This window comes from Bacillus sp. LQ16 (assembly GCF_057784645.1).
The window spans coordinates 3,890,809-3,910,984 of record NZ_CM173491.1; the positions used below are offsets into that span (position 1 = coordinate 3,890,809).

The window sequence follows — 20,176 nt, forward strand, 5'->3', positions numbered from 1 at the left end:
AAATAAAAATAGCCCCTCTCTTACAATAAGAGAGGGGCTATTTACATTACTTAAATTATTTTACAATGTGAATTGGCATTCCAAGAGCAACTTCAGCTGCTTCCATTGTGATTTCACCTAATGTTGGGTGAGCATGGATTGTTTGAGCGATATCTTCAGCTGTCATTCCAGCTTCGATAGCTAAACCAATCTCAGAGATAATATCAGAAGCACCTGCACCTGCAACTTGAGCACCTACAAGAAGACCATCTTCTTTACGTGTTACAAGTTGTAGGAAACCGTCAGTGCTGTTTAATGATAATGCACGACCGTTAGCAGCGAATGGGAACTTAGATACAGTTACAGTCATTCCAGCTTCTTCAGCTTGTTTTTTAGTGTAACCAACAGATGCTAATTCTGGATCAGTGAAGCATACTGCAGGAATTCCGATGTAATCGATAGCTGATGCATGGCCACTAATTGCTTCTACAGCTACTTTACCTTCGTAAGAAGCTTTGTGAGCTAATGGTGGTCCAGGAACGATATCACCGATTGCATAGATGTTTGGTACATTTGTACGACATTGCTCATCGATTTCGATGATGCCGCGGTCAGTCATTTTAACTCCAACTTGCTCAAGACCGATTTCTTGAGTGTTTGGACGACGACCTACAGTTACTAATACGTAATCTGCTTCTACAGTTTGGATTTCACCTTTAACTTCAAAGCTAACTTTTACGCCAGTTTCTGTTTCTTCAACGCCTTTAGCCATAGCTTTTGTATGGATATTTACGTTACCTTTTTTCTGTAGAGCACGTTTAACAACAGAGCTCATAGCTTTTTCGAAACCAGCTAAGATTTCGTCGCCAGCTTCTACTACAGTAACTTCTGTACCGAAGTTAGCATATGCAGTACCTAATTCCATACCGATGTAACCGCCGCCGATTACAACAAGTTTTTTAGGAATTTCAGGTAAGCTTAAAGCACCTGTAGAGTTGATAACACGTTTAGAGTATTTGAATCCTGGAATTTCGATTGGTGTAGAACCAGTTGCAAGAACAGCATTTTTAAACGTATAAGTTTGAGCTGCATCTTCAGTCATAACGCGTAATGTATTAGCATCTACGAAGTAAGCTTCACCGCGAATGATTTCAACTTTGTTACCTTTAAGAAGGCCTTCAACACCGCCAGTTAATTTCTTAACTACGCCGTTTTTCCATTCTTGAACTTTTGTAAAGTCAACTTTTACGTTCTCTGCAGTGATACCCATGTCATCAGAATGCATTGCATTCTCATAACGATGACCTGCATTGATTAACGCTTTTGAAGGAATACATCCAACGTTTAAGCATACGCCACCAAGGTTAGCTTTTTCAATGATTGCTACCTTTTGACCTAATTGTGCTGCACGAATTGCCGCAACGTATCCACCAGGACCTGCACCAACAACGACTGTATCTAATTCAATTGGGAAATCTCCTACTACCATTGTTATTACGCCTCCATTACTAATAATTGTGGGTCATTCAATAGACGTTTAATTTGGTTTAACGCTTTTTGAGCAGTTGCGCCGTCAATTAAACGATGGTCAAAGCTTAGAGATAATGCTAATACTGGAGCTGCAACGATCTCACCATTTTTCACAACTGGTTTTTCAGCGATACGGCCGATACCAAGGATTGCTACTTCTGGGTGATTGATAACTGGAGTGAACCATTGTCCACCTGCAGAACCAATGTTTGTAATTGTGCAAGAAGCACCTTTCATTTCAGTTGGAGCTAGACGACCTTCACGTGCTTTACCAGCAAGATCATTGATCTCGTTAGAAATAGTGAAGATAGACTTACGGTCTGTATCTTTAACAACTGGTACTAATAGACCTTTGTCTGTATCAGCTGCGATACCGATGTTGAAGTAATGTTTATGAACTACTTCTTGAGATGCATCGTCTAAAGAAGTGTTTAACATTGGGTATTCACGTAATGCAGATGTTAAAGCTTTAACAACGTATGGAAGGTAAGTTAATTTAATACCTTTGTCAGCTGCTACTGCTTTGAACTTCTTACGGTGAGCAACAAGCTCAGTTACATCAACTTCATCCATTAATGTTACGTGAGGAGCTGTATGCTTAGAGTTAACCATTGCTTTCGCAATCGCTTTACGGATACCACTCATTTTCTCACGAGTTTCTGGATATTCACCAGCTGGAATTGGTTGTGCTTTTGGTGCTTCTTCTTTCGCTGCTGCTGGAGTAGCTTCTACTGCTGCTGGAGCCTCAGTTGCTGCTACAGTTTGTCCACCATTTGCAAATGCATCGATGTCAGCTTTTACGATACGGCCGTTCTTACCAGTACCAGCTACTTTATGAATGTCTACACCTTTTTCACGAGCGTATTTACGAACAGATGGCATAGCGATTACGCGCTCATTTACTACTTCTGCAGTTGCTGCTGGAGTAGCTTCCGCTGCTGGAGCTTCTACTGCTGCTTCTTCAGCTTTTGGAGCTTCATCATGATCGTCACCTTTAAATTTAAGGTTTTCGTATCCAGGAGCATCAAATTTAATTAATGTATCTCCTACGATTGCAACTGTTCCTTCTTCTACAAGTACTTCAAGTACTTTACCTTTAACAGGAGAAGGGATTTCTACTACTGCTTTATCATTTTGCACTTCAAGAAGTACATCGTCTTCATTTACTTCATCGCCTGGTTTAATAAACCATTTTACGATTTCACCTTCGTGGATACCTTCACCGATATCTGGTAGTTTAAATTCAAATGCCACGGAATTCAGCCCCCTGATTCATTTCATTATTATGGAATATGTACAAAAGAAACCAGCATGTGCTGATTTCTTTTGCACATGAAAAACTAAAAATTAGAAGTTCATTACTTTGTTTACAGCTTCAACAATATCCTTGTGGTTTGGTAACCATACGCTCTCTGCTTGAGAGAATGGGAATACTGTATCAGCAGCTGCAACACGTACAACTGGAGCTTCTAAGTTTAAGATTGCACGGTCGTTAATTTCCGCTACAACGTTAGCTGCAATACCAGCTTGTTTTTGAGCTTCTTGAACTACAACTACGCGACCTGTTTTTTCAACAGAAGCGATGATTGTTTCGATATCTAATGGTTGAACTGTACGTAAGTCAACAACCTCTAAAGAGATACCTTCTTTTTCAAGTTCTTCAGCAGCTTTTAATGCAGCGTGAACCATAGCACCGTAAGCGATAACAGATACATCTGTACCTTCACGTTTGATATCAGCTTTACCTAAATCAATTGTGTATTCGCCTTCTGGTACATCTTGACGGAATGAACGGTACAATTTCATATGCTCTAAGTAGATAACTGGATCGTTGTCACGAATCGCAGAGATTAAAAGACCTTTAGCATCGTATGGAGTAGATGGAATAACAACTTTTAGACCAGGTTGTTGAGCCACTAATCCTTCTAAGCTATCAGCATGTAGTTCAGGAGTATGAACACCACCACCGAATGGAGAACGAACTGTTACTGGAGCAGTCCAACGTCCACCAGAACGGTAACGCATACGAGCCAATTGACCAGAAATTGAATCCATTACTTCAAAAACGAAACCGAAGAATTGGATTTCTGGAACTGGACGGAATCCTTCAAGTGCAAGACCAACTGCAAGTCCACCAATACCAGACTCTGCAAGTGGAGTATCCATTACACGATCTTCACCAAATTCAGCTTGTAAACCTTCAGTAGCACGGAATACACCACCGTTTACACCAACGTCTTCACCAAATACAAGTACGTTAGGATCATTTTTCATTTCAACGCGTAAAGCATCAGTGATTGCTTGAATCATTGTCATTTGAGCCATGGCTTACTTCGACTCCTTTTCTTTGTAAATTTCATATTGTTCAGCTAAGTTGTAAGGCATTTTTTCGTACATGATTTCCATTAAATCAGTTACTTTTTGTTTTGGAGCTTGGTCAGCCTTAGCAATTGCTTGTTTGATATCTTCTTTTGCTTCTTCGATTACTGTCTCTTCAACTTCTTGAGACCATAGGCCTTTAGCTTCTAAGAACTTACGGAAGCGTACGATTGGGTCTTTTTGTTCCCATTCGTTTTCGATATCTTTTGTACGGTAACGAGTTGGGTCATCACCAGCCATTGTATGTGGACCGTAACGGAATGTTAAAGTCTCGATTAAAGTAGGGCCTTCGCCATTTACTGCGCGCTCACGAGCGAAAGCAGTTGCTGCGTATACAGCTAATGGATCCATACCGTCTACTTGAATTCCGTAAATACCTGCTGCTACTGCTTTTTGTGCTACAGTTTTAGCTGCAGATTGCTTTTCTACTGGAGTAGAAATTGCATAACGGTTGTTTTGAACAACGAAGATTGCTGGAGCTTTGAATGCACCTGCAAAGTTCATACCTTCGTAGAAGTCACCTTGTGAAGCACCACCGTCACCAGTGTAAGTAATTGCAACAGATTTTTTACCACGTAGTTTCATACCTAACGCAACACCAGCAGTTTGGATGATTTGCGCACCGATAATGATTTGTGGAGCTAATGCATTTACATTCTCAGGCATTTGGTTACCCATGAAGTGTCCACGAGAGAATAAGAATGCTTGGTATAATGGTAATCCGTGCCATACTAATTGTGGTACATCACGGTATCCTGGTAAGATGAAGTCTTCTGCTTCAAGTGCGAAATGACTCGCTAATTGAGAAGCTTCTTGTCCAGCTGTAGGTGCGTAGAAACCTAAACGTCCTTGACGGTTTAAAGAAATAGAACGTTGATCTAATACGCGTGTATACACCATACGACGCATTAATTCTTTTAATTGATCATCAGATAATTCAGGCATAGCTGCTTCATTCACAACTTCACCGTTTTCATTTAAAATTTGTAATGTTTCAAATTGAGCTGCGATAGCTTTCATTTGCTCATCAACATTAAATAGGGTCTTTTTTGTTTTAGTACCCATTCCGTTCACCTCTTCCTCTCTTGAACCATATTCTGAAACGCTTTCACTGGCTATTTTCCAGTTTAAAAAGCGCAACGATGTAAACCAACATGTTTGTCTGTCGGTTGAGAATAATTTTGTGTACCTAACAATCTGTACTAATGTTTTTTCAGAAACATATTAATACAATCTTGATCACGTTTTTTAGTTTACAACTATTCTAATTACGATGTCAATTACTTTGAATACGTTTTTTTATAAATAATATGCAGGTTTCTACTACACAAACGTGTTTTTATTTTTTACATCTGTATTAGTAAGCATTGACCTACTGTTATATTATTCCCTTTTTCACTTATTTTTTCTCTTAGAATAATATGTAAACGATTTAATTCTCTTTAGTTTTTCTCTCTTCGTAACAAAAATATACAAACTACTCTTCCTTTTTTAGGTAAATACCTATACATTTCCCCCCTCTCTTCCATACATTATAGTAACCGCAGTATTAGCGGGAAATGATAAAGGAGGTCATCTCATGTACGGATACTCATATTGCTATCCAACTTGTTCATATCCTTCCTACGGTTATGGCGGTTCTTGTGGCGGGTCTGGACGCGGCTTCGCCTTAATCGTTGTGTTGTTTATTCTTTTAATTATCGTTGGTGCTGCTTGCATTCGCTAATGTAAAACGAAACAACTATGGAAAGAAAAAGACGGCTTTGCCGTCTTTTTCTGTTTATCACATACATAACTACTCTATAATAGAACGATTTCCAAAATGCCTACCCTTTCTTGCCGATGACTTTTTCCATCTCCTTTGGTAGACTAAAGAGGAAAGGAGAGATTACATATGCTTACAATGAAAGATGTTATTCGCGAAGGAGATCCTATTTTGCGCAACGTTGCAGAAGAGGTGTCATTACCGGCAAGCGAAGAAGATACAACTACCTTAAAAGAAATGATTGAATTCGTAATAAATAGCCAAGATCCTGAAATGGCTGAAAAATATAGTTTACGCCCTGGAATCGGATTAGCGGCTCCGCAAATCGGTGTTTCAAAAAAAATGATTGCAGTTCATGTAACCGATGCGGATGGTACATTATATAGCCATGCATTATTCAATCCAAAAATCATTAGCCATTCTGTTGAACGTACATATTTACAGGGTGGTGAAGGCTGTCTATCTGTAGACCGCGAAGTACCTGGTTATGTTCCTCGTTATACAAGAATTACAGTAAAAGCAACTTCTATTAGCGGCGAAGAAGTAAAATTGCGTTTAAAAGGTTTACCAGCAATCGTATTCCAACACGAGATTGACCATTTAAATGGCGTTATGTTCTATGACCATATCAATAAAGAAAATCCTTTTGCCGCTCCTGATGATTCCAAACCTCTAGAGCGATAATAATAAAGAGGCGGAAGTTAATCTTCCGCCTCTTTATTATGAAATGGGTTCCATATTCACTTATAGCAATCCAGCCCACTTTAGTCCATGATATATACCGTCTTCACTAACATCCTTTGTCACATGATTTGCAAGTTTTTTCAAGTCTTCATGGCCATTTCCCATCACAATACCTGTGCCAACGGCTTCGATCATTTCTAAATCATTTAAACCATCTCCAAATGCATACACTTGATCACGATTAAAACCTAACTTTTCAATGTATTTCTCAATTCCTTTTGCCTTAGAACCACCATTCGGAATGATATCCATTGAATATGCATGCCAACGAATAAAATGAAAATCTGGATAATGATTAATAAACTTTTTCTCTTCATTTACTTCACAAAAAAGTAGTGTTTGATAAATATTACGTTCCTCATAAAAATTAGGCTCATATGGTGGATGCTCAAAGTTTAAGCTTCCAAAGCCTTCTTTCACATAATCATGATATTCCACTGATGCTCTCATATCTTGATGGTCAAGATATACAAGTGGATATCCTTCTTGTTTTGCAAACTGAGTAAACTTATGTAAAGCATCTGGATGTAACGGATTATTAAATATTACATCATCTTCAAAGACAACGTATTGTCCATTAAAACTAACATAATTATGTATATCAAGTTCCTTACGAATATCTTCGAACATAAATGGCGCGCGCCCTGTCGCAATTGCTACATGTACACCTTTTTCTTGTAACTGTTTTACTGCATCTCGTGTAGATTGTGGAATTTTTTTATCATGATCTAATAATGTTCCATCAATATCAAAAAAGACAATTTTATCATTCATTTGTCAAAATCCTTTCTGGCACTCTATATTCCTATTTTGAATATCACTTTTCAAATTCTAAAAAAAAGTATAACATATTAAACATCTGTGAAGAAAGCGTTCCCTTTCTGACCTTATTTGTAAACTTTGCATATATATATTAGTAAAACATGTGGATACTTGTTCGGATGAATTTTCTTTTCCATTCTTCCTCATACTATACCTATAACTAACGGCTACTAATCGTTACTATAGAATAACTTTCACTGTATGGGAAAGGACAAGACTCACCATTCACTTTTGTCCTATCTCTTATATCAGAGATAGAATTTTCACTAGTAATATGCATGTTTAAAATAAGGAAAGGAAGGAGTAATCATGCTGAAGAAGCTGAAGAAAAAGCTCAAGCGTTATTTAAACGGTCTAGTCCGTAAAAAGACAATCGCTTAAATTGTGCCCATTTCGGGCTTTTTCTTCATTCTCATTCGAAAAAACATGAAAATCGTGACTGTTTGCTTTATAATAAGTAACAGATAATGCAAAACATAGACAAGGAGAGGTTTTCCAAATGATTTTTAAAGTATTTTATCAAGAAAAATTAACTGAGGTTCCAGTACGTGAAAATACAAAAGTTTTATATTTAGAGGCTACGTCTGAAAAGGATGTTCGTACAAAATTAAATAAGTTCGCATATAATATCGAGTTTGTTCAGTCTGTTACTGGCGCTCATCTTGAATATGAAAAAGAAAACGCTGATTTAACATTAGCGGAAATCGTATAGCGATATGAAATTTCTAAAAAACGACCAAGTTGCTGTATTTGCTCTCGGTGGGCTTGGTGAAATCGGTAAAAATACATACGCTGTTCAATTTCAAGATGAAATTATTATAATTGATGCTGGAATTAAATTTCCAGAGGACGAACTTCTCGGAATCGATTATGTAATACCAGACTACACTTATTTTGTGCGAAACGAAGATAAAATTAAAGGGTTATTCATTACACATGGTCACGAAGATCATATCGGCGGAATCCCTTACCTATTACGTCAAGTGAACATCCCGATTTACGGCGGAAAATTAGCAATTGCACTCATCAAAAACAAATTAGAAGAACACGGCTTACTTCGTAAAGCAAAACTTTACGAAATTCAAGAAGATGACGTTATTAAATTCAAAAAAACGTCTGTATCCTTCTTCCGTACAACTCACAGTATTCCAGATTCGTACGGCGTTGTTGTGAAAACACCTCAAGGTCAAGTTGTTCATACAGGTGATTTCAAATTTGATTTCACGCCAGTTGGTGAACCAGCTGATTTAACAAAAATGGCTGAAATCGGTAAAGATGGCGTGCTATGTCTATTATCTGATAGTACGAACAGTGAAGTTCCAAACTTTACTATGTCTGAGCGTCGCGTTGGTGATAGCATTCAAGACATTTTCCGTAAAGTAGACGGACGGATTATATTCGCAACCTTTGCATCAAATATTCACCGCTTACAACAAGTTATTGAAGCTGCTGTTGAAAACAACCGTAAAGTAGCTGTGTTTGGTCGAAGTATGGAAGCAGCGATTGAAATCGGACAAAACCTTGGTTATATTCGTTGCCCGAAAGATACATTCATAGATGCATCTCAACTAAACCGTTTACCAGCTAATAAAGTTGTTATTTTATGTACAGGTAGTCAAGGTGAACCGATGGCAGCACTTTCACGTATTGCAAACGGTACACACCGCCAAATTCAAATTATTCCTGGAGATACAGTTGTTTTCTCTTCTTCACCAATTCCAGGAAATACAATTAGCGTAAGTCGTACAATTAACATGTTGTACCGCGCTGGCGCTGATGTAATTCACGGGAAACTTTCAAATATCCATACAAGTGGACACGGTGGACAAGAAGAACAAAAGTTAATGTTACGTCTAATTAAACCGAAGTACTTCATGCCAATTCATGGTGAATATCGTATGCAGCGTATGCACATGAACATAGCAAATGATTGTGGTATCCCTGAAGAAAATTGCTTCATTATGGATAATGGCGATGTTCTTGCTTTACGTTCGGATGAAGCTAGCGTAGCTGGAAAAATCCCATCTGGTTCGGTCTACATTGATGGAAACGGTATTGGAGATATCGGCAATATCGTATTACGAGATCGTCGTATCCTTTCTGAAGAAGGACTTGTAATTGTAGTTGTAAGCATTGATATGAAAGAATTTAAAGTTGCAGCAGGACCTGATATCATCTCACGCGGTTTCGTTTACATGCGTGAAAGCAGCGATTTAATCAATGATGCACAAACATTAATTACAACTCATTTAGAAAAAGTAATGGAGCGTAAAACAACACAATGGTCTGAAATTAAAAATGAAATTACAGACACATTAGCTCCATTCCTATATGAGAAAACGAAACGCCGTCCAATGATTTTACCAATCATTATGGAAATATAAGAAAAAGGACAATGCTATGAAGGCATTGTCCTTTTCTTTTCTCTTATCTTAAAAAGTGTTTAAATCGATCCACTTCATCGTCATGACCAATGACAATTAATATATCTCCTGCTTGAATATTCTCCGTAGCCCGAGGGGATACGATAACTTCTTTACCTCGTTTAATTGCTACAATATTCAATCCAAACTTCGCACGAATATCTAATTCAATTAAAGAGTGCCCATCAATTTTTTTATTCGCAATAATCTCTACAATACTATGCTCATCTGAAAGCTCAAGGTAGTCTAACACATTGCTTGATGCAATATTATTAGCAATCCTTTTTCCCATATCACGTTCTGGATGCACAATATGATCTGCACCTATTTTACTTAACACTTTTTCATGATAATCATTTTGAGCTTTTACAGTAATATTTTTTACACCCAATTCTTTCAAAATCAAAGTAGTTAGAATACTTGAATTTAAATTATCTCCAATAGCAACGACTACGTGATCAAAATTTCGAATACCAAGGCTTTTTAATACCATCTCATCTGTTGAATCTGCAATTACAGCATGCGAAGCTATATTTGCAAATTCATTAATTTTATCCTCATCTGAGTCGATTGCCATTACTTCCATACCTAATTGAGCTAGTTCTCGGCAAATACTTCCACCAAAGCGACCAAGTCCAATGACAGCAAATTCTTTTTCTTTCTCACCCACAGGAATTCCTCCAATAACTTCAAGTACTATTTATTTTCAGTGTAACACACTTTATATGCGTCACAAAAACTGTAATTAGCTCTTATTTTTGTTTTTGTATATAAAAATATTGTTGCAAGTAAAAAGCGATACCAACAAGTAACATAGCAAATACAAATATATTTCCAAACGAACTAAATGTTTCAAAAACGAATAATAATGTTTCTTGACCAAAAAAGGCAAATAGAAGCTGTATGAATGCAAATAACAACACCCATATGTAATGATGTTGATGGAATAAATAATGCGTTGCACCTAAAAAAGCAATAAACGAAAAGATAAAGATCCACCAATTTTCTAAAAATAGTTGCCAACTAGAAAATTGATATCCATTTACTAATATCGCAATAAGCGCGATAACTGCCATCGTCGGCACACTCCAAAATAATGCCCGTCCTCTAAAGAAACGAGTGCCTTTAACATCACCTTTTTCATGTGCAATATATGTTAGTACTACTGTGCTTATATACAAAACAGAAAGAATTGTTAAAACGATAATAAGCCAAAAATGTAATTGATAATATTCATGTTCTATATTTGTCACGATTGCAGCTAACATGCATGGAATTAACATTCCCGTCCAACCATCTACTTTTCTTTCATTCCAAAAGACCGTATTACCAATCCTTATTCCTAACAACATAAAAATAATGATACCCAATACAAATAACGTAGTTTTATTCCCTACTAAACTCGTTGAGAAAGCAATTAATCCAATAAATAAAAAGAGCACAAACCCATTCATAATTTCTAGTACAGGTGATAAATATCTCTTCACCCATTTGTATGTTTCGTCATATTCATTATTATCTACTAAACGATAGGCATAAAAACTTATCCCAAAATAAACCGCCGCAATAATAACATACGCATATAAGACGAAACATAAAATCGCACTGCTAATTTGCACGTAATTCCCCACCCTTTTTTCTATGTTTCACATTGATTTTACACACTTTTCATACTAAAAGTAAACATATATAAGTTAGTCAAATAATTAATAATGAGCAGTGGCTAAAAACCCCCTGCTCATTATTAAAACAGTCCAATTAACTTTATTCTTTCATTTGTATGTAAATGTCTAAAATCACTCTATACGAGCGTTACTTACACCTCATAACAAAAAGTTTTTTGGAACCTTCAATAAAGCGGAAGTTTTATTTTCTATTCCCTTTCCACTTTACATATTGGCTTAAAAATGTAATTGCCTTTTCAATCACTTCTTCGTCTGGTTTTAATTTTGCATGATGTAAACCATATTCTGAATTTACTCCAAGCCAAAACATAAATCCAGGGATTTCTCGAAGCATATAACCAAAATCTTCACCTGTCATTGCCTCAGTACATGTAATAACATTCATATCTGTTTGTTTATGTACAAATTGCATAAACTCTCTTGTTAACTCTTCATGGTTATATACTTGATGATACATTGCTCCGTAATCTATAATCGCCTCACACTGGAAAGAAGCTTCGATACCTGCAACAATTGCCTCAATTCTGCTTTTCACACGCTTCATTGATTCCACTGATAATGTTCGAATCGTTCCTTCTAAACGAGATTTTTCTGCAATAATATTTTGAACCGTACCACCTGTAATTTTCCCGATTGTAATTACTGCACTATCAAGAGGATTTACATTGCGACTAATAACGGATTGAAGCTGTGTAACAAGATGACTCGCTGCAACAATCATATCATTTGCAGTATGCGGATAGGCAGCATGGCCACCTTTCCCTTTTAAATCAATATATAATTCTGAAGTATTAGCAAATAACAGTCCTTCTTTCGTTGCAATTGTCCCTACAGCGTATTCTGGTGCAATATGAAGACCAAGAATTATATTTGGTTTCCATTCTTTTAACTCTTCACTTTCTAACATAGGAAGAGCACCGCCTGGTCCTTCTTCTGCTGGCTGGAATAGAAATACAAGGTCATCATCTATTCTTTCGCTCACAGCTTTCGTTAGAAGGCCTAAACCGATTGTTGTATGCACATCGTGGCCACATGCATGCATCATTCCTTCATGAATAGAAGCAAACTCATATCCAGTTTCCTCTGTAATTGGCAGACCATCTATATCTGCACGATAACCTATTATTTTTTCTGGATTTTTTCCATTTACTTTAACGATTACACCCGTTTTCCATGTCTTCACTTCCACAAATTCAAGAGAAAGTGTTCCTATATAATCTAAAATATACTGTTGTGTTTTCCATTCCTTAAATCCAATTTCTGGAATCCTATGTAGATCTCTACGAATTTGGACAAATTTGCTTACTGTCATTTTTGCACCTCTATCTATAAAAAGCGTAAGAGCCCATTTACGCTCTTACGCTTTTTTTACTTTTTATTTCTCTGGGTTTAATTGACGAAGCTCTTGTTTAATTTCTGTTTTTGCTTTTGTCTTCTCATCAATTTCTTTAATTACACGTGCTGGAGTACCTGCAACAACTGTGTATGGAGGCACATCTTCTGTTACAACAGCTCCTGCTGCTACAACTGCACCTTTACCAACTGTAACACCCTCTAAAACAACTACGTTTGCACCGATTACTACATCATCTTCAACGATAACTGGTTTTGCAGAAGGTGGCTCAATAACACCTGCAAGTACAGCACCTGCACCTACGTGACAGTTTTTACCGACTGTTGCACGTCCACCAAGTACTGCGTTCATGTCGATCATAGAACCTTCACCAATTACAGCACCAATGTTAATTGTTGCATTCATCATAATTACAGCGTTGTCACCAATTTCAACATGGTCACGAATAATAGCACCTGGCTCGATGCGAGCTTTAATACCTTTTAAATCAAGCATTGGAATTGCAGAATTACGACGATCGTTTTCTACAACGTAGTCAACGATGTGCTTATTATTCTCATCAAGAATTGTCTTAATTTCAGACCATTCTCCGAATAATACACCTGATTTTTTATTCACAAATGCTTGTACTGTTTCAGGGAATGTTACTTCTTTTAAATCCCCTTTTATGTATACCTTTACAGGAGTTTTCTTTTCACTTTTTTGAATAAACGAAATAATTTCGTTAGCGTCCATCATTTTCATTCTTGTTGCCTCCTAAATCCATTTATAATGTTACTCTACCAAACGAAAGAGCGAGTAGCAAGATAATAATCTTATTTTTCCCTTTGAATTTCTTCTATAATTTCTAAAAATGCTTGTACTTGCTTCAACTGCCTTGCCGAGTCACTTGTTAACAACCATGTTTCTCTCGTCAGTTGAACAGGTGTTTTATACATATTTTCCTGTACTTCCTTTAAAACAGTAGAAGGTAAAAGGGCGTAACCTATACCATTTAAAACAAGTTGTTTGCATGTTTCAATTTGGTCAACTACAATCGTTCGCTTAGGCGGATTAGAAAATAAACCATACCACCAATTTTGTATTTGTCCATAATAAGTTGAGTCACTTTTAAATTGAATGAACGGTCTATTTGTTTCTTTTAGCATCGAAATATCTTTTATTTCTTTATCAACTAAATACAGTTCATCTTCAAATAATTGTTGCTTTTGACCTTTATATTCTTGTGTTCCCCTCAGTATAGCAACATGAACGTCTCCTTCATAAAACTGCTTTTGCACTTCACTACTCCATCCAGTAAACAGCGATATCTTTACAGAAGGATATTTATGCACAAACTTTTTCAAAACAGGAGGGAGCCAATATTGACCAATAACTGATGCAACAGCTATTTTTAAAGTTCCATGAGTTTCCGTTCTAAAAACAGCTAGCTCACTTTTTATATCCTCTTCCTTTTGCAACATTTCTTTGGCATAATTTGCAACTTTTTCCCCTTCAGGTGTAATTGTCAATCCTTTTTGTGAGCGAATAAAAAACTTCATTCCCCATTGTTTCTCCATAGATTGTAATCGTTGACTCAGCGCAGGTTGTGAAACAAATAAACGTTCCGCCGCTTTTCTCATATTTGATTCCTGAGCTAACACAACCATCATTTGAAAATCATCAATTTGCAACTTTCTCCCTCTTTCCTTAGCTTCCATACACCTTATTCCATTAAGCTTTCATTCAGAAAATACAATTTTCCAGCGCAAACTTCCCTTATGTTTTATGTCTTTTTTAATATAATACATACACAAGTGATATGCACGAAAAAAAAGTGACTTCCTCGTTTCTATGAAGTCACTTTTCTCACGTTATCGATTATGTTGCCTTACTTTCTTATTCAACAATTTTAAAATAGCCCGACGTGTTAAAATCCCCTCAAAATAGCCTTCTTCATTAACAGCGCAAATAAAAGGATGATCAATTGTCATTTCTAAAGCTTTTGCAAATGAATCTTCTAATTTAAGAAAAGGTATATCTTCCTTCATCACCTGCTCTACTTTCATATCATCAAGTCTTTCAAACTCAATACGCTCTAATCCTAACATACCATCTAATATCATGGCCGTACTAATCAAACCATGTAATTTATACATTGGATCTAAGACAGGTATCGCCGAATATCCAGATTTCACAAGAACGAGTAAAGCATGTTCTAAACCATTTCCAATTTGGACATGAGCTACTTTTTCCGATGAAATCATTAAATCCTTCACAAGAATTTGTTGAAATTCGTCTTTCGGAATACTAATCATATTACATCCCCCATTTTCCCTTTTTCCTGCTTATGTTCATAACTCTATTCACATTTTATGACAGCGTTTTCATATTATTATTTTGTCCTAAATTTATTTCAATAAAAATACAATCACACAGCTATTTTAGCATACAGCACAAAAAAAAGACTACCATTCCGGTAGCGCTTAATACCCTTTATTTTTTAATCTGTAAAATAACCTTGTGATTTTTTTATATTGCATCACATCTGTCTGTTTCAAACCATTCTCAATGTCCGTAAGTTCCACAGCTAAAATTTCACTTGCATAATTTTGCTGAAATAAAATATCTAGTAGTAAACTTTCTTCTTCCTTCGTTAAAACAACTTCCCTTTGCATATACCCCTCTCCTTACACTCGCATCGTTACTCACTCTTATTATATAAAAAATTTAACCTATTTAATAGATGTAATATTCAGTTTTTACCAAAAGATATGTAGCAATTATAAACATACAAAAAATCATTTCGTATATCGATTTGCATAACTAAACGCCGCATAAGCATCCGGCTTAATTTTTGCAGTTAATCCCATCGCTCGAATTTTTTCTGTCATATCTAAAATAAATTCTCTTGTTAAACCATCATTCCCAATGTCTAAATGAATTTCCATTATGAATCCAGCCCCATCTTGAGCATAAGGATGCAATAACTCCCATATTGTTTGTATATGAGTAGGCGTAAATAGACATGCGATTTCTTGACTAAACTGCGTTTCTAAATATATTTTCTCACGTAAGGTCGCTGGCTTATCTTTTACTGATCTATGGTGTAAACAACCCCAGGCACCTTTTCCAACACGATGAATATGGATTGCTGTAATAAACCTCGTATCCTTTTGATGCGCTTGCGAGTCTGTCCCAATGGATAATCGATACAAATTTCGCGGATCCTTTTCAATGAAACTACAAATACGGTTAAAGACCATATCAAAATTTAAATGTCTCTCTGAAACATTGTAAAATTTATGTGCACCGTCCACAGAGTCACGTCCTTTCAATTAGACAGACTTTTCGTATTCTCATTGTATGGGACAAAAACTAAAATTATAACTTCCTATCCTTTATTCGTTTCAATATTTCGAATTACAAAGTGACAAACTTGACACGTATAAATTACATTTTGATTAGATTGAGCCGTTAATACATGAATAATCTCAGCAGAACTTTGACAATTAGGACAAATCACAACTGGTAAACGTTCCATACGATAACCTCCTAGTTATATTTCTCCCGCTATTTGCAGAACCCAGCAATTGTGAGAAGTTTAGCTTCACATATTCACCGGGTTGACGGGACTACTTATCCACATGGATAAGCAAACTTGCACGGATTAAATTTTCATTTTAATACCATTGTAGGAAAAATAAAAAACTTCTATACATTGCGCTGGAAAGTAATAGAACTAAAAAAGGTACTGCCATATGGCAGTACCTTTTTTATATGTATCAAGAAATGATATCGTAAATCTCAATTGCAACCATGTCGATATTATCGAATTGGTACACTTGAGGTTTTTCACCTTGTTGATACACTTCTAACTCATACATTTCACTTTTATCGAAAAATTTCACGCTACATTTGCGCTCACCGTTCACTTCAAAATAGCGTTGTGCTACTTCACCGCTTTCAGCTTGTTCTTGTAGACTAACAAGTCGAGTTAAAATTCCTTGGAGTAGAGACATGAAATCTCTCCTTTCTCTGATCTTCCTACCAATAGGTTTTACAGCTATACTCATTCTATCCGTCATAACAGAAAAAATGTTCCACACTCTAGGATAAAGGTTATTAGCCAGAAACTCAACTAAAATTTGTCGAAATGCGAAGGAAAAAACAGAAAGAACATATTTCCCCTTCTTTATTGCGGTTTTTATACTGGAAGAATATAATAAAAAACAGAAAAAGGGAGGAATTACAATGAAAAAAATTGAGGTTTATACACAACCTGATTGTCCGCCATGTGTTATTGTGAAAGAATTTTTGAAGCATAATAACGTTGCATATGAAGAATTTGACGTAAAAAAAGACGCTGCTGCTCGCAACCGTCTTTTAAACGACTATGATTCCTATTCAACTCCAACAGTCGTAATTGATGGCGAAGTAGTTGCAGGTTTTCAAATTGAAAAGTTACAACAACTACTCAATATAGAATAGGAATAGGTAAATACCTATTCCTATTCTTATCCCGCTGTTTGTAGGTAGTAAAACTCCCACTAATTAAAAGTTTCACTTTATAATTGTTGCAACCTTTTTATTTCAGTTAAAAGTTCCTGACTTTCATGATATCCTGCTAACTTCCATTTATCTTGATCCCTTTTCAATGTTACAATTTGATATTGTCCACTTTTTGTCCGCTCATATACATATAAATTTTTATGCTCTTGATCATACGACATTTTCGTTTCTGAATTAAAAGAAAACGGCGCTTCTTTTGCCGGAAGTAAATATTCACCACTTTGTTTATCACTTCTGCTATTTTCATCTGTAAATACTTGAAGGAAATTATCTGTAAAATACGGTGATAACGTCTCTATCATCTTATTCATCGGCAAATGCTTCCCACGAATTGAAAACTGGGTTTCATAGCCTTTTTGTATCGTTGTAAATACTTCTTTCCGATCCACTTCCTCTTTCCCTAAAACAGTCGTAACACTATAACCAACTAGAAAGGCAACACATACAAATAGAACAAGCCATATTCCATATTTCCTCATTTTTTCACCTTCCTTTTAAAAGAACTTGTCTTTGTAGTATTCATTGTAACAATGATTATGCAAAGAAAGGACAGATTTCGTTCGTAAAATCTTTACAACGATAGACAGCATTTTCATCACCATTTTCACTATTACCAATTTATGATAAAAACAAACAAAAAATGCACGAATCTCTTCGTGCATTAAAATAAAACATCTTCTTCATATAAATATTCATATGATAAATCTATAAATAAAAAGTTGTCATCATCTATTGGGAAAGAAAATGTTCGTACCATTTCGCCCGTTTCGATATCTGCATATAAATCTGAAAGCCTTGCCTTATTCTCAAAACGCATTTTCATGATATTCTCGAGAAAATACGGGCGCCAACTCCAGTTCTTCATATAATAATCCGGCATCACAATCCATTCTCCATCTTTTTTCATAACATTTCCTGATTGTTGGAAACCATCTTCATTACAAATAAATATGCGAAAACTATACTGTGATACACTTTGACTAAATTGTAATAACCAATCATTGATATCTTCATTCTTTTTTTGTTTTGATAAAACATCGCCAATGCGATCGCGTAACATCTCTGTTAAATTATAAATTTTTTGTAACTTCTTCTTTTCATGTTGAATAAACTGATGACATTCATTACCAAGTCGCTCTTTCAAAACATTCGTTTCAATAAAATCAGGTAAACATTCTTTCAAATAATTACCTTGATAATATCTTCCGCCGTTCTTCCAAGCATATTGCAGTTGATAAAAAGCATCTATTTCTTCATATAACAAAGTTGCACCAATTCTTCTAGCAAGTAATGATAAAGAATATAAAATATCTTGATAAGATTGTAAAAGTGCTGTTTGCCTTAAGTTCGTTAAATCTACTTTTAAAATATCAGGTGCTAACACGCTAATACGCTCTAAATTACTTGTGCCCGTTCCGACCTTATTAATCGAAATTTGAATACCATATGTACGATAATACATAAGCAAATGATTAAATTGCTCTATATCTTCTTTACATTCATGCTCTGTAATCTCTAAAACAATTTGTTTTAAATTTAAACCTTGTTCTTCATACCTCAATAAAAGTTGAAGCAAGCTTTCTTCATCATCATTCATTAATACATTAGCATTCCGATGTATAAATAATAATAATTTTTGATCGCTTTCTAAATAACGATTTAAAGCTTTTTCTACTATAATATTATCCGCTTCCAGTTGAAATTCACTTGGAATCGAATCATCGTGAAAGAAAGAAGCTAAACTTTGTATGCCCTCTTCTGTTTGAATACGTCCTACTACTTCATATCCAATTACAGTATGCTCATCAGCACTAAAAATAGCTTGATAATAAGGAAGGACTTTATCCAAGTTACTCATTACATCTAATGCATCTATCAACGTGCTTCCCTCCCTTTACTTTTCAAAAATTATAACATGATATTTACGGAAAAATAATAAAAAATCCCTTCAGTTTTCCTGAAGGGATTAGAGGGGTAAAATGCTAAGGGGAATTAGCAATTCTACTATGAAGAAAAAAGAGGTCTTAAATATAACGTATATATGACCTCTTGTAAACACTTTTCTTTCATATGTCACAATTCCGTCACATTTAACCATAAAAAATGAATCAAACATTCATTTTTTATCCCTTTTAAAATGGATATTGATGTAAATGTTGTCCTCCATCCATTGTCATGCAAGTTCCATTTATGTACGCCGCTTCATCTGAGCATAAATAATAAGCTAGACCAGCGATTTCTTCTGGCGTACCCAGCCTTCCAAGCGGAACACTTTGTATCGTACGCTTAGCCATTTCTTCTGAAATCCATAATTTATCAGCACCGCCCGTACGTTCAATTGGTCCTGGCGCGATAGCGTTAACTCGTATTCCATATTTACGCCCCCACTCAACAGCGAGCGTCTTCGTCATCGCTAATACCCCTGCCTTCGCTGCAGCCGAATGAATCACTCCTGGACCTGCATCCCATGCATACGTTGCTACCATGTTAATGATATTCCCTTTTATACCTTTTTCAATCCAATATTTTCCGACAGCATGACTACAGTAAAACGTACCGTTTAACACAATATTAATGACTGAATTCCAGCCATTCACAGATAAATCTTCTGCTGGACAAATAAAGTTTCCAGCTGCATTATTTATTAAAACATCAATTCTACCAAACTTCTCATCAATCTGTTCAATCATTTTCTGAATGTCATCCGTATTTCTTACATCCATTTGTACAGGTAATACTTGCCCTGGAAATTGTTCAATTTCCAACTTTGTTTCCTCTAGTTTTTCCTTTGTACGTCCGGTAATAACAACTCGTGCCCCTTCTTTTGCAAAACGAGTCGCCATTCCTTTTCCCATTCCACTCGATCCACCTGTTATAATAACTACCTTTTCTTTCACATACATCCCCTCCAAAAAATGAATACACATTCATTTTATCACTTTAT

At 35.9% G+C, this 20,176-nt stretch carries 23 protein-coding genes; 5 read left to right on the forward strand and 18 right to left on the reverse strand.

Annotated elements, in window-relative coordinates:
- Nucleotides 1–55 precede the first annotated feature (55 nt).
- The 4 genes from lpdA to pdhA all read right to left on the reverse strand — a co-directional run bounded on the left by lpdA (nt 56) and on the right by pdhA (nt 4,953).
- Nucleotides 56–1,468: a dihydrolipoyl dehydrogenase gene (gene lpdA, locus AC3EMB_RS19425; protein ID WP_000260104.1), complete on the reverse strand. Its 1,413-nt coding sequence runs from the start codon at nt 1,466–1,468 to the stop codon at nt 56–58.
- Nucleotides 1,469–1,473: 5 nt separating this feature from the next.
- A complete protein-coding gene (pdhC, locus tag AC3EMB_RS19430; protein ID WP_000863420.1) occupies nt 1,474–2,763 on the reverse strand; it encodes a pyruvate dehydrogenase complex dihydrolipoyllysine-residue acetyltransferase in 1,290 nt (429 codons plus the stop codon).
- 93 nt (nt 2,764–2,856) lie between these two features.
- Nucleotides 2,857–3,834, reverse strand: coding sequence for a pyruvate dehydrogenase complex E1 component subunit beta (gene pdhB / locus AC3EMB_RS19435; protein ID WP_000068163.1), 978 nt, complete (start codon nt 3,832–3,834; stop codon nt 2,857–2,859).
- 3 nt (nt 3,835–3,837) lie between these two features.
- Complete coding sequence (gene pdhA / locus AC3EMB_RS19440; RefSeq protein WP_000536895.1) at nt 3,838–4,953, reverse strand: pyruvate dehydrogenase E1 component subunit alpha; 1,116 nt, start codon at nt 4,951–4,953, stop codon at nt 3,838–3,840.
- 514 nt (nt 4,954–5,467) lie between these two features.
- On the opposite strand from pdhA, the gene AC3EMB_RS19445 reads away from it, so the two are divergent.
- Both AC3EMB_RS19445 and def read left to right on the forward strand, forming a co-directional pair.
- The gene (locus AC3EMB_RS19445) at nt 5,468–5,614 is read left to right on the forward strand and encodes a YjcZ family sporulation protein (RefSeq protein WP_000274562.1); all 147 of its coding nucleotides are present in this window, start codon (nt 5,468–5,470) and stop codon (nt 5,612–5,614) included.
- Between the two features lie 168 nt (nt 5,615–5,782).
- A complete protein-coding gene (gene def / locus AC3EMB_RS19450; RefSeq protein WP_078400473.1) occupies nt 5,783–6,337 on the forward strand; it encodes a peptide deformylase in 555 nt (184 codons plus the stop codon).
- Between the two features lie 60 nt (nt 6,338–6,397).
- On the opposite strand, the gene AC3EMB_RS19455 is transcribed toward def, so the two are convergent.
- Nucleotides 6,398–7,171, reverse strand: coding sequence for a Cof-type HAD-IIB family hydrolase (locus tag AC3EMB_RS19455; protein WP_078400474.1), 774 nt, complete (start codon nt 7,169–7,171; stop codon nt 6,398–6,400).
- Between the two features lie 547 nt (nt 7,172–7,718).
- Here AC3EMB_RS19455 and AC3EMB_RS19460 point away from each other — a divergent pair.
- Together AC3EMB_RS19460 and rnjA are read left to right on the forward strand one after the other, a co-directional pair.
- On the forward strand, nt 7,719–7,931 hold the full coding sequence (locus AC3EMB_RS19460) for a DNA-dependent RNA polymerase subunit epsilon (RefSeq protein ID WP_000576435.1): 213 nt from the start codon (nt 7,719–7,721) through the stop codon (nt 7,929–7,931).
- A 4-nt stretch (nt 7,932–7,935) separates the two neighbouring features.
- Nucleotides 7,936–9,603: a ribonuclease J1 gene (gene rnjA, locus AC3EMB_RS19465; RefSeq protein WP_000670375.1), complete on the forward strand. Its 1,668-nt coding sequence runs from the start codon at nt 7,936–7,938 to the stop codon at nt 9,601–9,603.
- Between the two features lie 43 nt (nt 9,604–9,646).
- On the opposite strand, the gene AC3EMB_RS19470 is transcribed toward rnjA, so the two are convergent.
- From AC3EMB_RS19470 to AC3EMB_RS19515, 10 genes are all read right to left on the reverse strand, one after another.
- Nucleotides 9,647–10,312, reverse strand: a complete 666-nt coding sequence (locus tag AC3EMB_RS19470) for a potassium channel family protein (RefSeq protein WP_000504032.1) — start codon at nt 10,310–10,312, stop codon at nt 9,647–9,649.
- Between the two features lie 82 nt (nt 10,313–10,394).
- Nucleotides 10,395–11,261 (reverse strand): cytochrome C oxidase assembly protein, encoded by an 867-nt coding sequence (locus AC3EMB_RS19475; protein ID WP_088020440.1) that lies wholly within the window; start codon nt 11,259–11,261, stop codon nt 10,395–10,397.
- Between the two features lie 247 nt (nt 11,262–11,508).
- Nucleotides 11,509–12,639: an N-acetyldiaminopimelate deacetylase gene (locus tag AC3EMB_RS19480; protein WP_000218677.1), complete on the reverse strand. Its 1,131-nt coding sequence runs from the start codon at nt 12,637–12,639 to the stop codon at nt 11,509–11,511.
- Nucleotides 12,640–12,702: 63 nt separating this feature from the next.
- Nucleotides 12,703–13,425: a 2,3,4,5-tetrahydropyridine-2,6-dicarboxylate N-acetyltransferase gene (gene dapD, locus AC3EMB_RS19485; protein ID WP_000783241.1), complete on the reverse strand. Its 723-nt coding sequence runs from the start codon at nt 13,423–13,425 to the stop codon at nt 12,703–12,705.
- Between the two features lie 71 nt (nt 13,426–13,496).
- Entirely contained in the window at nt 13,497–14,381 is an 885-nt protein-coding gene (gene ccpC / locus AC3EMB_RS19490; RefSeq protein ID WP_002094125.1) for a transcriptional regulator CcpC, read from the reverse strand.
- A gap of 153 nt (nt 14,382–14,534) precedes the next feature.
- A complete protein-coding gene (gene cbpB, locus AC3EMB_RS19495; RefSeq protein WP_000623573.1) occupies nt 14,535–14,978 on the reverse strand; it encodes a cyclic-di-AMP-binding protein CbpB in 444 nt (147 codons plus the stop codon).
- Nucleotides 14,979–15,146: 168 nt separating this feature from the next.
- Entirely contained in the window at nt 15,147–15,338 is a 192-nt protein-coding gene (abbA, locus tag AC3EMB_RS19500; protein ID WP_001188692.1) for an antirepressor AbbA, read from the reverse strand.
- Between the two features lie 123 nt (nt 15,339–15,461).
- Complete coding sequence (locus tag AC3EMB_RS19505; RefSeq protein WP_000348490.1) at nt 15,462–15,980, reverse strand: ribonuclease H-like YkuK family protein; 519 nt, start codon at nt 15,978–15,980, stop codon at nt 15,462–15,464.
- A 74-nt stretch (nt 15,981–16,054) separates the two neighbouring features.
- The gene (locus AC3EMB_RS19510; protein WP_000440540.1) at nt 16,055–16,204 is read right to left on the reverse strand and encodes a hypothetical protein; all 150 of its coding nucleotides are present in this window, start codon (nt 16,202–16,204) and stop codon (nt 16,055–16,057) included.
- Nucleotides 16,205–16,445: 241 nt separating this feature from the next.
- Entirely contained in the window at nt 16,446–16,682 is a 237-nt protein-coding gene (locus AC3EMB_RS19515; RefSeq protein ID WP_000055151.1) for a YkuJ family protein, read from the reverse strand.
- 232 nt (nt 16,683–16,914) lie between these two features.
- On the opposite strand from AC3EMB_RS19515, the gene AC3EMB_RS19520 reads away from it, so the two are divergent.
- On the forward strand, nt 16,915–17,151 hold the full coding sequence (locus AC3EMB_RS19520) for a glutaredoxin family protein (RefSeq protein WP_000717873.1): 237 nt from the start codon (nt 16,915–16,917) through the stop codon (nt 17,149–17,151).
- Between the two features lie 77 nt (nt 17,152–17,228).
- Here AC3EMB_RS19520 and AC3EMB_RS19525 read toward each other — a convergent pair whose 3' ends face one another.
- The 3 genes from AC3EMB_RS19525 to fadH form a co-directional block, all read right to left on the reverse strand.
- The gene (locus AC3EMB_RS19525; protein WP_488517230.1) at nt 17,229–17,711 is read right to left on the reverse strand and encodes a DUF3993 domain-containing protein; all 483 of its coding nucleotides are present in this window, start codon (nt 17,709–17,711) and stop codon (nt 17,229–17,231) included.
- A 182-nt stretch (nt 17,712–17,893) separates the two neighbouring features.
- Complete coding sequence (locus tag AC3EMB_RS19530) at nt 17,894–19,111, reverse strand: EAL domain-containing protein (RefSeq protein WP_098678449.1); 1,218 nt, start codon at nt 19,109–19,111, stop codon at nt 17,894–17,896.
- A 253-nt stretch (nt 19,112–19,364) separates the two neighbouring features.
- Nucleotides 19,365–20,129: a 2,4-dienoyl-CoA reductase gene (gene fadH / locus AC3EMB_RS19535; protein WP_000660913.1), complete on the reverse strand. Its 765-nt coding sequence runs from the start codon at nt 20,127–20,129 to the stop codon at nt 19,365–19,367.
- Nucleotides 20,130–20,176: the final 47 nt, after the last annotated feature.